The sequence below is a fragment of the Bacillus sp. DHT2 genome, assembly GCF_026241455.1.
GTDB classification, from domain to species: Bacteria; Bacillota; Bacilli; order Bacillales; family Bacillaceae_G; genus Bacillus_A; species Bacillus_A pseudomycoides.
The window spans coordinates 208,679-224,193 of sequence record NZ_JAPHWH010000005.1 but is presented as its reverse complement, the minus strand read 5'-3'; the positions used below and the strand labels follow the sequence as shown (position 1 = coordinate 224,193).

15 protein-coding genes are annotated in these 15,515 nt (G+C 37.3%); 12 read left to right on the top strand and 3 right to left on the bottom strand.

Going from position 1 to position 15,515, the window contains the following annotated elements; all coding sequences use genetic code 11:
* Positions 1 to 85: 85 nt before the first annotated feature.
* Positions 86 to 1,276: a methionine gamma-lyase gene (gene megL, locus ORL93_RS14610; RefSeq protein WP_097795319.1), complete on the top strand. Its 1,191-nt coding sequence runs from the start codon at positions 86 to 88 to the stop codon at positions 1,274 to 1,276.
* A gap of 43 nt (positions 1,277 to 1,319) precedes the next feature.
* On the opposite strand, the gene ORL93_RS14605 is transcribed toward megL, so the two are convergent.
* Positions 1,320 to 1,799: a GAF domain-containing protein gene (locus ORL93_RS14605; protein ID WP_018781588.1), complete on the bottom strand. Its 480-nt coding sequence runs from the start codon at positions 1,797 to 1,799 to the stop codon at positions 1,320 to 1,322.
* Positions 1,800 to 1,948: 149 nt separating this feature from the next.
* On the opposite strand from ORL93_RS14605, the gene refZ reads away from it, so the two are divergent.
* Positions 1,949 to 2,587, top strand: a complete 639-nt coding sequence (refZ, locus tag ORL93_RS14600; protein WP_018781589.1) for a forespore capture DNA-binding protein RefZ — start codon at positions 1,949 to 1,951, stop codon at positions 2,585 to 2,587.
* A 46-nt stretch (positions 2,588 to 2,633) separates the two neighbouring features.
* On the opposite strand, the gene ORL93_RS14595 is transcribed toward refZ, so the two are convergent.
* Positions 2,634 to 3,569, bottom strand: coding sequence for a DMT family transporter (locus ORL93_RS14595; RefSeq protein WP_265959159.1), 936 nt, complete (start codon positions 3,567 to 3,569; stop codon positions 2,634 to 2,636).
* Positions 3,570 to 3,710: 141 nt separating this feature from the next.
* Between ORL93_RS14595 and ORL93_RS14590 the strand changes: the two genes are divergently transcribed.
* The 8 genes from ORL93_RS14590 (at position 3,711) to ORL93_RS14555 (ending at position 13,278) form a co-directional block, all read left to right on the top strand.
* Positions 3,711 to 4,541, top strand: a complete 831-nt coding sequence (locus ORL93_RS14590; RefSeq protein ID WP_003201160.1) for a LysR family transcriptional regulator — start codon at positions 3,711 to 3,713, stop codon at positions 4,539 to 4,541.
* 242 nt (positions 4,542 to 4,783) lie between these two features.
* A complete protein-coding gene (ezrA, locus tag ORL93_RS14585) occupies positions 4,784 to 6,493 on the top strand; it encodes a septation ring formation regulator EzrA (protein ID WP_098715962.1) in 1,710 nt (569 codons plus the stop codon).
* Between the two features lie 211 nt (positions 6,494 to 6,704).
* Entirely contained in the window at positions 6,705 to 7,847 is a 1,143-nt protein-coding gene (locus ORL93_RS14580) for a cysteine desulfurase family protein (protein WP_265959158.1), read from the top strand.
* A gap of 6 nt (positions 7,848 to 7,853) precedes the next feature.
* Positions 7,854 to 9,065 (top strand): tRNA uracil 4-sulfurtransferase ThiI, encoded by a 1,212-nt coding sequence (thiI, locus tag ORL93_RS14575; protein WP_006096130.1) that lies wholly within the window; start codon positions 7,854 to 7,856, stop codon positions 9,063 to 9,065.
* 79 nt (positions 9,066 to 9,144) lie between these two features.
* Complete coding sequence (locus ORL93_RS14570; protein ID WP_000168892.1) at positions 9,145 to 9,339, top strand: alpha/beta-type small acid-soluble spore protein; 195 nt, start codon at positions 9,145 to 9,147, stop codon at positions 9,337 to 9,339.
* A gap of 152 nt (positions 9,340 to 9,491) precedes the next feature.
* The gene (gene mbcS, locus ORL93_RS14565) at positions 9,492 to 11,078 is read left to right on the top strand and encodes an acyl-CoA synthetase MbcS (RefSeq protein ID WP_265959157.1); all 1,587 of its coding nucleotides are present in this window, start codon (positions 9,492 to 9,494) and stop codon (positions 11,076 to 11,078) included.
* A 119-nt stretch (positions 11,079 to 11,197) separates the two neighbouring features.
* Complete coding sequence (locus ORL93_RS14560; protein ID WP_018781595.1) at positions 11,198 to 11,629, top strand: VOC family protein; 432 nt, start codon at positions 11,198 to 11,200, stop codon at positions 11,627 to 11,629.
* Positions 11,630 to 11,715: 86 nt separating this feature from the next.
* Positions 11,716 to 13,278, top strand: coding sequence for an amidohydrolase (locus tag ORL93_RS14555; RefSeq protein ID WP_265959156.1), 1,563 nt, complete (start codon positions 11,716 to 11,718; stop codon positions 13,276 to 13,278).
* A gap of 97 nt (positions 13,279 to 13,375) precedes the next feature.
* On the opposite strand, the gene ORL93_RS14550 is transcribed toward ORL93_RS14555, so the two are convergent.
* Positions 13,376 to 14,179, bottom strand: a complete 804-nt coding sequence (locus ORL93_RS14550) for an NAD kinase (protein WP_018764500.1) — start codon at positions 14,177 to 14,179, stop codon at positions 13,376 to 13,378.
* Between the two features lie 194 nt (positions 14,180 to 14,373).
* Here ORL93_RS14550 and ORL93_RS14545 point away from each other — a divergent pair, with 194 nt between their 5' ends.
* Both ORL93_RS14545 and ytfJ read left to right on the top strand, forming a co-directional pair.
* A complete protein-coding gene (locus ORL93_RS14545) occupies positions 14,374 to 15,012 on the top strand; it encodes a DUF2953 domain-containing protein (protein ID WP_097795323.1) in 639 nt (212 codons plus the stop codon).
* A gap of 9 nt (positions 15,013 to 15,021) precedes the next feature.
* The gene (gene ytfJ, locus ORL93_RS14540) at positions 15,022 to 15,417 is read left to right on the top strand and encodes a GerW family sporulation protein (RefSeq protein ID WP_006096135.1); all 396 of its coding nucleotides are present in this window, start codon (positions 15,022 to 15,024) and stop codon (positions 15,415 to 15,417) included.
* The last annotated feature ends 98 nt before the right edge of the window (positions 15,418 to 15,515 follow it).

The window sequence follows — 15,515 nt, the reverse complement described above, 5'->3', positions numbered from 1 at the left end:
GAAGGAATTTAAAACAACATGAAAGAAAGGATAGCAACAGATAGAAAACGCTTACATAAAATAGAAACATAAGGGGGATGTTTGTATGAAAAAGAAACAGATAGAAACAGCGCTGATTCATCACGGGTATGATTCCAAGATGCATAAAGGGAGTTTAACGCCACCGCTATTTCAAACTTCAACGTATACATTTGAAACAGCGCAGCAAGGAGAAGCAAGTTTCGCTGGGCAGGACCCATCTTACATTTATTCAAGACTTGGAAATCCGACTGTGGAATTGTTTGAGGAGCGTATGGCTGTTTTAGAAGGAGGAGAATCGGCGTTAGCGTTCGGTTCTGGAATGGCCGCAATTTCGGCGACACTTCTCGCATTTTTACGTGCTGGAGATCATATCATTTGTTCAAACGGTTTGTATGGATGTACGTACGGTTTTTTAGAAGTGTTAGAAGAAAAGTTTATGATTACACATTCATTATGTGATATGGAAACAGAAGAAGAGATTCAGGCAAGTATGCGTCCAAATACAAAGTTGATATTTGTTGAAACGCCCATTAATCCGACAATGAAGCTCATCGATTTAGAAAAGGTTATTAAAGTGGCAAAACAAAATGAACTGCTTGTCATTGTCGATAATACATTTTGCTCGCCTTATTTACAAACGCCTCTTACTCTCGGCTGTGATGTTGTTCTTCATAGTGCTACAAAATATATTGGCGGTCACGGTGATGTTGTTGCTGGTGTGACGGTTTGTAAAACGAAGGAGCTAACTGAACAAATTCGGCCGATTCGAAAAGATATTGGCGGAATTATTGCGCCTTTTGATGCATGGCTTTTGCTGCGTGGTTTAAAGACGTTAGCTGTACGAATGGACCGGCACTGTGATAATGCGGAAAAAGTCGTGGCCTTTTTGAAAAATCACGAAAGTGTTGAGGCAGTTTGGTATCCAGAAGGAGAAATAGCATTGTCTCAAATGAAGCGCGGAGGCGGTGTGATTTCATTTACGATTAAAGGTGGAAAAGAAGAAGCACAGGCATTCATGAATGAATTGCAATTTATTACAATTGCGGTGAGTCTTGGTGACACAGAGACGTTAGTGCAACATCCAGCAACGATGACGCACGCTGTCATTCCAGCGACAGTACGCCATGAAATGGGCATTTCTGATAATTTAATACGCTTATCTGTTGGATTAGAATCATGGGAGGATATTGTCTCGGATTTAGCGTACGCGTTCCAGAAGCAATCGAATGCATTTTCTCATGTGAATGGGGAATGAAAAAAATGAGCCATCGATTTACTAAATAGATGGCTCGCATCTTTTACATATGTTTTAGGAGCGTTTCCACAAACTTCTCTAAGTAGTGCTGATCCACTTCATCGAAACGATTTTTTTCAGGACTATCAATATCGAGTACACCGATGACGGTGCCTTCTTTTATAATCGGTACAACAATTTCGGAATTAGAAGCGCTGTCACAAGCGATATGCCCTGGAAATTGATGAACATCTGCAACAAGTTGTGTTGTTTTTGTTTCAGCTGCTACGCCGCAAACACCGCGTCCAAATGGAATACGAACGCACGCAGGCATTCCTTGAAATGGCCCGAGTACAAGTTGATTTCCTTCTGTCACATAAAAGCCAACCCAGTTAATACGCTCTAAAAATTGGTTTAAAAGAGCAGAAGCATTTGCTAAATTTGCAACCACATTTGATTCACCCGTTAACAATGCATTAAGTTGTTTGATTACTGTTTCATATTGCTGCTCACGTGATCCTGCATAACTTTCTTTTGTAAACATGGAAACGGCACCCTTTCTATCGAGAAATGTAAAATCATAGCAAAATACGCTGTATTTCATATGACTTTGTCGATAGAAAATTAAAGGAATTTGTCTTAAAAGTCAAGAAATTTACATTATAGCTGTTCAGGGTGAGAGGAAGTGAGCGCATGAAGCAGACGAAACAAAAGGTAATTGATGCGGCAATTTCATTGTTTTATACGAAAGGGTACGATGGAACATCGGTGCGAGATATTGCAAAGCGGGCGGATGTGAATGTGGCTAATATTTCATATTATTTTGCTGGAAAGCAAGGTTTATTAGAACAGCTTATAACTGATTTTTTAGAAGGATATGTCGGGGTAATTGAAAGGTCATTTGAACAAAGAGAGTATTTGCCAGCTAAAGAAGTGATGAATCAAATTGTACGAGGAATTTTACGCTATCAGTTTGAGCATAGGGAACTTACTCGGTTTTTTTACCGAGAGCTTTCAATTGATACAACGTTGATCCGGGAAGTGATGACTGTTTATTTTTCTAAAGAAAGATATTATATAGAGCAAATCATTAAGCAGGGGCAAGTGCAGCAAGAGTTTCAAAAGGTGTCTTTTACAATGTTTATGACGCAATTAAAGGGCATGATAAACATGCCGTATTTATATCCACAATATATATCGGAGGTACTGCATTCGTTTCCATCAGAAACATTCTTTTTGGAAATGTATACGAAAGAAGTAGAGCAATGGATGGAACAAATATTATGTTTAACGCATATGTATTATCCTTTACCGAGAGCAGTCCATATGTAAAATACCCCCGCCATATTTTAGGTGGGGATATTTTTTGGCGTGTTTTTCAAGAAGTGATTTCTTCTTGGATACGCTCTTGCTTTCGTTGCCATAAGTTGTTGCATAGTAAAGCGATAATGGTAATCATCGCTCCAATTACTTCAATTTTATAGCCTCGAAAAATCGATCCGATAAGTGCCAGTACAGGAACTAAATTCATAAATAAAATACCGTTAATGGATGAAATATATCGATTGCCCATATTCCAACAAAAGACGGCGATAACTCCTGCGATAATCGACATATAAAATAGCTCAAAGCGAACTGTGACGATTGTATGGAGAGGCGGTACAGAAATCAAGTTTGTATACGTTAGCAAAGCCACAATAAGGACGAGTGAAATGGATCCGAATAAGCAAGTAAGTGCTGTATATCGAAGCGGTGACCAATTTTGAAAACGGGAACCACCATTTGTATAAATGATCCAACACATCACGCCGCATAACATAAATAGATTTGTGGAGACATGACTAGCGGCTCCAAATAATAGGTGAATATTACCTTTTGAAATGACAAGCATAACACCGATAAGTGCACAAAGCATACAAAGAAATGTATAGTTTTGTGGTTTTTTATTTTTTAAGATCCATTGTAATAGTAAAGCAAGCAGCGGCATAAGAGATTGAATCATGGCTGCATGAATAGCCCCTGAAGGTCCTGCTAATTGCTGTCCATAGAAAACAAGAAATCCGTATCCGGCAAAACCGACTGTACCATAAAATAACAAATGGAGAGCTTGTTTTTCTAAGTGAAAAGCGACTTTTCCTTCAATCATGAAGAGAAGAACAGTAAAAATAATAGCTGCTGATCCATAGCGGATTGTTGTGAAAAAGAATGGATCTATAAACTGCAGAGCGCTGGCCATAACAGGAAACATAAATCCCCAAGCTGTTACGGCAAGTAAGCATAAAAGGGACCCAAGTAGCATTTGTTTTTTACTCACGAGTATCTTTCTCCTTTTTATTCCGATATTATAGTAAGTTCATAAAAATAAGCATGAGATGAGTATAGCGCTCGCTTTCTATGGATAGGAAATATTGATTTTTTATAGCGGTTATAACTTTTGGTTAGAGGTGTGTATCATATGGATTTTGAAGCAGTACAATCGTTTATTGAGGTGAAACATACAAGAAGTTTATCGAAAGCGAGTAAACTTCTGCATATTTCGCAGCCAGCCCTCAGTAAACAAATTCAAAGATTAGAGGCGGACTTAGGAGTCAAGTTATTAAAACGGTCTGCACAAGGAGTGGAATTAACAGAGGCTGGGGAGCTATTTATAAAACGGATTGAGCCAATTATAGAACAAATAAATGATGTGAAAGGAGAGTTGAAAGAGTATCAAGAGAAGAAAAAGATTTCAATTGGGGTATTGCCGAGTTTAGCTGCTCATTACATATCAAAATGCAGAGGTACATTAGAACAAATATATGAAGTAGAATGGCAAATTGAACATACGAAAGTGCTAATGGAATTATTTCGGGAGCGAAAGATTGACGCAATGTTAGTTGATTCAATCGTGGAAGGAGCAAAGCTTGTAAAAGAAGTAAGAAGAGAAAATATTGTTTGTGTTGTTTCGGATGAACATGCCTATAAAGATGAACATACGATTCAAATAAAAGATTTGCAGCATGAAAAACTTATTATTTATCCGGAAATTTGCGATATTAGAAAAATGATTATGACAATGTTCAAAGGGATAGGTGTTACGCCTACTATCGCCGTAGAAACATCCTACGCTGAGCCGATGCTTGCGATGGTTCGGGCTGGCCTGGGTATTACGTTGTTGCCAAAAATTGCAGTGGAGCAGGCAGTGCAAGATGGGATTCGTATTATACATGTGGAGCCAACGTTAACGAGAGTGGTTTATTTTATATCCCATAGAGAAGGTGTATCTTTATTACAGTCTTTCCAGTAAATGTTTATAAATGCAGCGGAGTATGGAAAAAGAAAATCGAGAAATTTTTAGAAGGAATATTACAAACGCAACAAAAGAAACAAGAAATTTTAAAAAAAACTAGGTCAAAAACACGTCATTACATGGTATGATTAGTACATTGTTAGTTGTTAAATATAGGGGATTTCCCTTTTTATACATAATGCCTTCCATTTCATAAACGGAACGGACAAAAAAAGAGATATAATAGGAGGCTATTTTACATGGATTCTATTCTGACGATCGTTATCATCGTAGTAAGCTCTATTCTAGTGCTGCTCATGATAGAGCTCGTGATAAGAAATCGTTTATATAAAGATATTGAAGCACTTGAGCAGTGGAAACAAGAAGTCAAAGATAAACCTGTTGCAGATGAATTGAAACGGGTTAAGGATTTAAATATGACTGGACAAACAGAGGAACTGTTTGGAAAGTGGCGTGAAGAATGGGATGAAATTGTTGCAAACCTTCTGCCAAAAGCTGATAAAACATTAGAAAATGCCCAAAAGTCAGCCTCACAATTTTCCTTCCGAAAAGCAAAGCGTTTGATGAGTGAATCCATTCGTGATTTAGATGAAGCGGATAACCGCATTACGGAGATTTTAAATGAGCTACAGCAATTATTAGAGAGCTATGAGAAAAATAGTTCGGAAATTGAAGGTTTACGTGATACATATCGTAGTATGAAAAAGAATGTATTGGCTCATCGTCATATGTTTGGACAATCCGAACAGAAAATTGAAGAGTTACTTGATATAGAATCAGCGAAGTTTCAAGAGTTTGACGAGACAACGGCAAACGGTGATTATTTAAAGGCACGTGATATTGTAAAAAGTTTGGAAGATGGATTGGCGAACTTAGAAATTATCGTTCATGAAATTCCTGATTTATTAGTGGAGTGTCAAGCAACATTACTGGTACAATTGGATGATTTATTACAAGGTCATGATGATATGAAAAAACAAGGGTATGTATTAAATCATTTAGAAATCCCTAAAGAAGTACGGGATATGAACAAACAACTACAAACATGTCTGATTGATTTAGAAGAGCTTCATATAACAGAAGTAAACGAGAAAATAGAAGGCTTAAAAAAGCGTTTGGATATGTTGTATGATCAATTAGAACAAGAAGTACATGCGAAGCATTATGTAGAGAAAAAGTCAGTTAGTATTTACGAAGATTTAGAGGGAATTCATGAAAAAGCAATTGAGACAAAATCCGAAACGCAATTTGTGAAACAAAGCTATCAGCTGCAAGACAAAGACATTGAATCACAAAAGTTGATTGAAAAACAAATGCATATTTTAATGAAACGCTTTGAAGTATTGCAATTACGTGTTGCAGAGCAAGATATTGCATTCTCTGTTATTCGTGAAGAACTGGAAGAGATTTATGAGCAATGTGAAACATTGAAGGTACTTCATGTAGAGTATAAAGATATGTTGCAAATGATGCGTAAAGAAGAATTTGAAGCGCGTGAGAAATTAAATGAAATGCGTAATATGATCATAGAAGCTAAACGCTTTATGCAAAAGTCTAACTTACCAGGTCTTCCAGAAAGCATTATGGAAGATTTACAAAGAGGACAAGAGGCAATGCAAGGTGTATATGAACAGTTAGAATTAAAACCACTAAATATGAATGTTGTAAATAGTATGTTAGAAGAAACATATACAATGGTAAACGGTGTATATGAAAAGACGCAGGAGTTAATTGGACAAGCGTACTTAGTAGAAAAGCTAATCCAATATGGTAATCGCTACCGTAGTCATGATGTGGATTTGGCGCAAAGCTTAGAGAATGCAGAGAGATTGTTCCGCGAATATGAATATGATGCAGCTTTAGAACAAGCAGCTTCTGTTTTGGAACAACTTGAACCTGGTGTTGTACAAAAAATTGCTGAATTTGTTGATAATGAACAAACCCCTTGATGAAAAAGGGGTTTGTTTTTTTTGCACTGGATCTGTGTAAATTCTAGAGCGATATTGCTATAATGAATAGCGGAATACAACAGTGTTTTTCGTTTCAAAATATAGAAGTATACTTCTATATTGAAAAATGGAACCTTTGAGTATGTTTAGCGTAATTACACGTATTTGTGATATGATTATATGATGTGATAGCGCTGAAAGGGGAAGAACGATGATCTATTTTGATAATAGTGCGACGACGAAACCATATCCAGAAGTCCTTCAATCTTACGTAACGGTTGCAGGAAAATATTTTGGGAATCCTTCTTCTATTCATTCGCTCGGGGGAGAAGCGGAGCGTTTATTAACACAATCGAGAACGATTGCAGCAGGGCTTCTTCATGTTAAGCCTTCCGAGATTATTTTCACATCGGGTGGAACGGAAGGGAATAACCTTGCGATTAAAGGAATAGCGATGAAGAATCGCTCTCGTGGTAAGCATATTATTACAACAAATATTGAACACGCGTCTGTGTTTGAAGCATATAAACAATTAGAAGGGCTCGGCTTTGATGTTACCTATTTACCTGTAAACGAACATGGTATTGTATCAGTAGAAAATGTAAAACGAGCGCTTCGTGAAGATACAATCCTTGTTTCAATGATCCATGTGAATAATGAAACAGGGGCGATTCAACCTGTTTCTGAAGTTGGTGAATTGCTAGCGAACTATCCAAAAATAAGATTCCATGTGGATCATGTACAAGGAATTGGAAAAGTACCACTTGATTTATATGCTTCTCATATTGATCTTTGTTCGATATCTGGACATAAATTTCATAGCGTAAAGGGAACAGGACTTTTATATGTACGCGATGGTGTAAGATTAGATCCGATTTTATCAGGTGGTCAGCAGGAGCTGCGTTATCGCTCGGGTACAGAGAACCTACCTGGTATTGTCGCAATGGTAAAGGCACTACGTATGACAATGGAACATATGAGAGAAAAGAGTGACCACTTACAGAAATTGCAAGCAGAACTCGTACGTTTCTTAGAGGGAATGGAAGATGTAACAATTAATACATCGCTTGCGTATGCTGCGCCGCATATTTTAAGTGTATCATTCGTTGGGTTGAAACCAGAAGTAGTGGTTCATGCTCTAGAAGAACGTGACGTATATATATCAACCAAATCAGCTTGTTCCTCAAAAGCAAATGAAGTGAGTCGTGTGTTAGTATCAATGGGAATACCGCATGCTGCAGCAGCGAGTGCGATTCGCATTAGTTTAGCACCTGAAAATACGATGGAAGAAGTAACACAATTTGAAGAAATTATAAAAGAAACATTGCCAAAATTATATGAAGTGATGAGGTAAAGAAATATGATGACATATGAATATATTTTAGTTCGTTATGGAGAAATGACGACAAAAGGTAAAAACCGTTCTAAGTTTGTAAACACGTTAAAAGATAACGTTAAATTTAAATTGAAGAAATTCCCAAATATCAAAATCGATGCAACACACGACCGCATGTACATTCAGTTAAATGGTGAAGATCATGAGGCGATTGCAGAGAGATTGAAAGATGTATTTGGTATTCATAAGTTTAACTTAGCAATGAAAGTACCGTCAGAATTAGAAGACATTAAAAAAGGAGCGCTTGCTGCTTTCTTACAAGTAAAAGGCGATGTTAAAACATTTAAAATTACAGTACACCGTTCTTATAAACACTTCCCGATGCAGACGATGGAGTTGCTTCCGGAGATTGGCGGCTATATTTTAGATAATACAGAAGACATTACAGTAGATGTTCATAATCCAGATGTAAATGTTCGTGTAGAAATTCGCAGCGGTTATAGCTATATTATGTGTGATGAGCGCATGGGAGCTGGCGGATTACCAGTTGGCGTTGGCGGAAAAGTAATGGTACTTCTTTCTGGTGGGATCGATAGCCCAGTAGCTGCTTTCTTAACAATGAAGCGCGGTGTATCAGTGGAGGCAGTTCACTTCCATAGTCCGCCATTCACAAGTGAGCGTGCGAAGCAAAAAGTAATTGATTTAGCACAAGAGTTAACAAAGTATTGTAAACGTGTGACGCTTCACCTTGTTCCGTTTACTGAAGTGCAAAAAACAATTAATAAGGAAATTCCATCTAGTTATTCTATGACAGTTATGCGCCGTATGATGATGCGTATTACAGAACGTATTGCAGAGGAGCGTAATGCACTTGCGATAACAACGGGTGAAAGTCTTGGACAAGTAGCGAGCCAAACGTTAGATAGTATGCATACGATTAATGAGGTTACAAACTATCCAGTAATTCGCCCGCTTATTACGATGGATAAACTAGAAATTATTAAAGTTGCAAATGCAATTGGAACATATGATATTTCGATTCGTCCGTATGAAGACTGCTGTACAGTATTCACACCAGCAAGTCCATCGACAAAACCGAAGCGTGAAAAAGCAAATCGCTTTGAATCAAAATATGACTTTACACCACTTATTGAAGAAGCTGTTGCTAATACAGAAAAGATGGTATTACAAACAGTAGAAGTGAGTGAAGAAGAACAATTTGAAGATCTTTTCTAAAACCATAAATTACCATCATTAGATATGTATGAAGTCCTATGGTTTATCACACTCTATACTCACAAGGAGGTGATACCATATGGCAAGCACAAACAAATTAGCAGTGTCTGGTGCTCAAGCAGCATTAGATCAAATGAAATACGAAATCGCTCAAGAGTTTGGTGTTCAACTTGGAGCTGATTCAACATCTCGCGCTAACGGATCTGTTGGTGGCGAAATTACAAAACGTCTAGTTTCACTAGCTGAACAACAATTAGGCGGTTTCCATAAATAATTCCATATATGATGGCTTAGAAGGAGCGGGTTTCTCGCTCCTTCTTTTTTATGTCGACAGATCACTAAAAAATTTGTCAAAAGAAGTAGGTTTAAAATTTACTGAAAATTCTTTATTATATAAGGGAGGCATAGATAAAGGAGGATGAGATTATGAATAGAGAAGAATTGTTAGCACCAATGTCTTATAACTTAGTTGCGGAGATAGAAAAATATACAAATGAAAAAGAGAAGCTGGCTTTAATTTGGCAAGATGACGAAGGGAATAGACGAGAGGTTACATACCTTGAATTAATACAAGGTGCGAATAAAATTGGAAACGCTTTTATAAAGAGTGGTTTGCAAAAAGGGGATAAGCTTCTCATTATGATGCCACGCTTAATTGAGGCGTATATGACGTACATTGCGGCAATTAAAGCAGGGTTTGTGGTCATTCCAAGTTCAGAAATGCTTCGGAAAAAAGATATTGAATATCGTTTGCGGCATGGAGAAGTAAAGGCAATTGTCAGTTATGAACCGTATATCGAACAATTTGAAGATGTAGAGATGATGGAGTCCCTTCGAAAATTTGTACTGAGCGAGCAGTCAGTAGATGGTTGGATTAATTTAAAAGATGCGTTAGAAACAGAAAGTGATGAATTAGAAATCGCAAAGACAGACCGAGAAGATATGGTCTTTTTATCCTATACATCAGGGACGACAGGGAATCCAAAGGGCGTTGTACATACACACGCTTGGGCATATGCACATTTGCGTACAAGCGCTCCGAATTGGCTTGGAATAGAGGAGAATGATGTTGTATGGGCAACGGCAAGTCCAGGATGGCAAAAATGGATTTGGAGCCCGTTTTTAGCAACACTCGGTTCAGGCGCAACAGGATTTGTATATCACGGTAAATTCGAACCGAAAACATATTTGCAATTATTAGATGATAATAAAGTGAATGTGCTTTGCTGTACGCCGACAGAATATCGTTTAATGGCAAAAGTAGAGAACTTACAGCAATATAATTTAACAACTTTACATAGTGCTGTATCTGCAGGAGAGCCACTGAACCGAGAGGTAATAGAAACATTTCAAAATCATTTTAACGTTACAGTCAGGGATGGGTATGGACAAACAGAAAATACGTTGCTCGTTGGCGTTATGAAAGGAATGGAAATTAAGCCAGGATCAATGGGAAAACCGACGCCAGGTAATCATGTAGATATTGTAAATGAAGAAGGACAACCTGTATCTGTAGGAGAAGTCGGTGATATTGCTGTTCATATTGAAACGCCAGCACTTTTTAAACAATATTATAAAGATGATGAGCGGACAGCAATGCAATTCCGTGGTGATTATTATATTACAGGTGATAAAGCGAAAAAAGACGAAGAAGGCTATTTTTGGTTCGAGGGGCGCGGGGATGATATTATCATTAGCTCTGGCTATACAATTGGACCATTTGAAGTTGAAGATGCACTTGTGAAACATCCGTATGTAAGAGAGTGTGCTGTTGTGGCAAGTCCAGATGAAATTCGCGGAAGTGTCGTAAAGGCATTTATCGTTTTAAGAGAAAATGTACAAGAAAAAGAAGACACACTGATTCCTTTACTTCAAGAACATGTTAAAGAATTAACAGCACCATATAAATACCCTCGCAAAATTGAATTTATAGACGAACTACCAAAAACAATTTCCGGAAAAATTAGACGCGTCGAACTTAGAAAACAAGAAATGGGATTAGGGATAAAGTAAGAAAAAATGAAATTAGATTGTTGCAAGTACATGTAAGATTATGATATTATTAATAGGAACGTACGTTCTGTTTATGGTGTGAAATGACTACTAAAAAATTGGGAAAAGAGGTGCCTTTTATGATTTTAGGTATTAATCCGTATTTAGTTTTGGATGGTAATGGACAAGAAGCAGTAAAGTTTTATGAGCATGCATTGGATGCAAAAGTTGAAGTCATTCAGACTTTTGGAGAAATGCCTGAAAATCCAGAATTCACTGTTCCAGATGAAGTGAAAGACCGCGTTTTACATGCACATTTAAAAGTCGGTAATACGGACCTTATGATTTCTGATACATTCCCAGGACAACCGTACCAAATTGGATCACAAGTAACTGTAGCTATTAGAATAAGTGATGCAGAAAAAGCAAAAGAAGTATTTGAGAAATTACAAGATGGCGGTCAAGTAATCATGCCAATCCAAGAAACTTTCTGGAGCCCGGCGTATGGGCAAGTAAAAGATAAATTTAATGTAGAATGGCAAGTTTCAACAGTTCCAGCTGATCATAATTAATTTTTGGAAAAGCACCATGTTACGTAAAGTGGTGCTTTTTTTCTACGTTTTAATTTCGTAGACTAAAAAGAAAAGGGGATGAGAAGATGGGAGAGATTTGGCACGGCGGAAATATTTACACGATGAAGGAAGAGAATGAGAAAGTAGAAGCTGTTTATATAGAAGATGGGATGATTATAGGTGTAGGGGATAAAAAGGGCTTAGAGAGTCGTTATCAGCCTGAGAAGATACACAATTTAGAAGGAAGAACGATGATGCCAGGTCTTGTTGATAGCCATATGCATCTTATTGGGCATGGAGAACGACTGCTCCGTTTAGACTTATCCGCTTGTACGTCTTATAAGGAAATGATTGAGCTTGTAGCTGAACGAGTGAAAGAAACAAGATTAGGTACATGGATTATTGGCGAAGGCTGGAATGAAAATAATTTCACAGATACCAAAAGCGTCCACGTTCGTGATTTAGATGCCATTTCTAAGGAGCATCCCATTTTATTAAAGCGTGTTTGTCGTCATGTGACATGGGTGAATTCTTACATACTCGAAAAAGCAAATATAACAGCGGAAACGTCAGACCCAAAAGGTGGAAAGATTGGGCGTGGAGTATCCGGAGAACTAACAGGCCTGTTGTATGAACAAGCGCAAGAATTAATTAAGCATGTCCAGCCGGAAATTGATGAAGCTTATTTGCAAAGAGCGCTACAAACAGCCATTCAAGATTGCTGGAAATATGGATTAGTAGGTGGGCATACAGAAGACTTAAATTATTACGGTGGTTTTCAAAAAACGTATAATGCATTTTTACACGTAATAAAGGAAATGCCTTTTAAAGCACATTTACTCGTTCATCATGAAGTGGCAGATGAACGAAAAGAATATGAAAATGAGCATTATATTGAATTTGGAGCGATGAAGATTTTTTCTGATGGTTCTTTTGGCGGACGAACAGCACTATTAAGCGAGCCATATGAAGATGCGAAGGAAACAAATGGAGTAGCTATTTTTTCTCGTGAAGAGCTCGCGGGATTAGTGAAGAAAGCACGTAATTTACGGATGCCAGTTGCGATTCATACAATCGGTGATTTATCCCTTGAATATGTAATTGATGCACTGGAGTTATATCCTCCGGCAGAGGGACTGCGTGATCGTATTATTCATTGTCAGCTTGCTCGTGAAGATTTAATTGAACGTATGAAGAACTTACAAGCGATCGTTGATATTCAGCCAGTATTTGTCTCATCTGATTTTCCCTCAGTCATTGAAAAGTTAGGGGAGCATCGTCTTCAGTATGCCTATGCATGGAAAACATTACTCGGCGTGGGATTACATTGTTGCGGTGGATCAGACGCGCCAATTGAACAAGTAAATCCGTTTTTAGGAATCTATAGTGCAGTCACGCGGCGAAGTTTTATTGATGGAACATGTTACATACCTGAAGAGAGATTAACGGTATATGAAGCAGTTTCCTTATTTACGACTGGAAGTGCTTATGCGATTGGTAAGGAAAATAAGCGTGGTAAAATTGTTAAAGGATATGAAGCTGATTTTACTATCATGGACCGTGACATATTTGAAGTTGAAGCAGAGGAAATAAAGGATATTCAAGTTACTGTAACTATAATAGATGGTCGAATTGTATATCAGAAATAATATTGGTGTTTCGACACAAGATATGAATGTTTCTGCAAAAAAACGACATGTAAATCATGAAAAAAGAGTGCTGGGAAACCCCTCAGCACTCTTTTTTCTATAAAAATGTTCTCTGTACTTTTTCCCAGAACGAATTATTTTTTAGTTTTACTGTTTTAATTTGTTTATCACTTAAGCGAACAACTGCTTTTTCAACTTGTTTGATGCTAAGTGCTTCGTTATCCATTCCCATAACAGGATAATCATTACCGTCCGGAGTAAGCTTTAATGTTAATGTTCGTTCATGATTTAAGATGAACGGTGATCCAAGTGTACGGTATGTGTTGTTATTTAAAGAAGCAAGTTCGCTTATTTGGAAGCATGGAATTAATGGGTCAACAACTGCACCATGCAATGACTTATTATAAGCTGTACTTCCTGTCGGTGTAGAAATAACTAGACCGTCTCCTCTAAATGTCTCGAAATATAAATCATCAACATGCACATCCACTACAAATGTTTTAATGATACTAGAGCGTAAAGAAAACTCATTTAAACAATGGAAAGATGTATCTTGATCAACATCTATTTGGATTGTTGGATATTTTCGCACTTCAATTTCATTTTGTGTAATTTCTTGAAGGGCTGTATCGACATGGTCAATATGGAAATCACAGTAGAAAGAAATTTCATCTTTCGTAGAAACTCCTGCATATAAGCAATCTTCCCTGAAGCCTGTTTTACGAACGGCTTGTAAGAAGGTGCCGTCATCTCCAACACTGACGATAGCGTTTGCATTTTTTGGATGATCTAATATGGTAAATCCATTGTCCTCTAAAATACGATATATTGGCTTCATTTTTTCGATAAGCGTAGCTTTGTCATCACCATAAAAGAAAAATAAATTGCGACGATCTGCCATTGTGTATCCCTCCATTGCAGTCAAATTTAGCGTTGTGCTCCATTAGAAAAAATTCTGATGGTATGCTCAAATAATATATTTCGATATAAAATGTCAAAATCCCTCTTTATTTTTAGAAAAATTCCTATATTCAATTTTATTGTGGGTTGTTTAATCCTGTTTGAACCTGTCGATAATGGATATGGAGTGAAAGGATGGTACGTATGAAATGGCTTGTAATTGGAATTGGCATTTTTCTCTTGCTCATTTTATTTATACTATTGTCGAAACTATCGCTTAAAGTGACGTTTTTATATTCAGAAATGGAGAAACAATGTTTATTTCAAGTGAAAATATGGATGATTGGATATACATTTGATGTGCTGGAAAGAATTGAAAAACAGCAAAAAAAGACTGGACAAAAAATCGAAAAGGCAGAGAAAGATGGCGGTATGGAAAATAAAATCATGGCGCAGCTTGATAGCATCGGGGAACTAATAAAAAAGCTTCAAGAGATCCATACTATTATTAAAGATTTTCTTAAAAAAGTGAAAATCAATAGCTGGAAATGGCATTCGCAAATTGGAACGGGTGATGCAGCTAGTACCGGAATTGTCACTGGATATGCATGGGGGATAAAAGGAATGGCAGCCGGGGTCTTGGGACAATATACGCATGTTATTGATATACCGGAATTTGAGATTACACCTGTGTTTCAAGGGAAGGGATTTGCATCGAAAGGTGAATTAACAGCCTCCTTTCGTATATATCGTGCCGTAACAACAGGAGTGAAATTACTTTTGTTTATGAGAAAACAAAGATCTGGTATAACAGAAAAATCTGTACAAGCATAGGGGGATAAAATGGACCATCCAATTCAAGGTTTAATGACAACTGCAATGCAGCATTTAAAACAAATGACTGATGTAAATACAATTATTGGCGACCCAATTAAAGCAGCTGACGGAAGCGTCATTTTAACAGTTTCTAAAGTAAGTTTTGGGTTTGCTGCTGGTGGGAGCGAATTTGGAAAAGTAGAGAGCTCTGGTCGTCATCCATTTGGAGGCGGGAGTGGTGGCGGTGTTTCAATTAACCCTGTCGCTTTTCTCGTTATAAATGGACAAGGCGTAAAAGTGTTACATTTAGATAAACAGACACATGTGATTGATAAGATCATTGAGTTAGCACCACAAGCTGTTGATAAAGTGAAGGAAATGATGGAGAAGCGAAAAGGCGATGAACCAGAATTTGAAATTTAACAGCGAAAAGAAGCTAATCGATTGATTAGCTTCTTTATTTTTTTTGTAAATAAAGCGATTTTGTTTGCATTCTGTATAGGGACAAACTATCATTTACA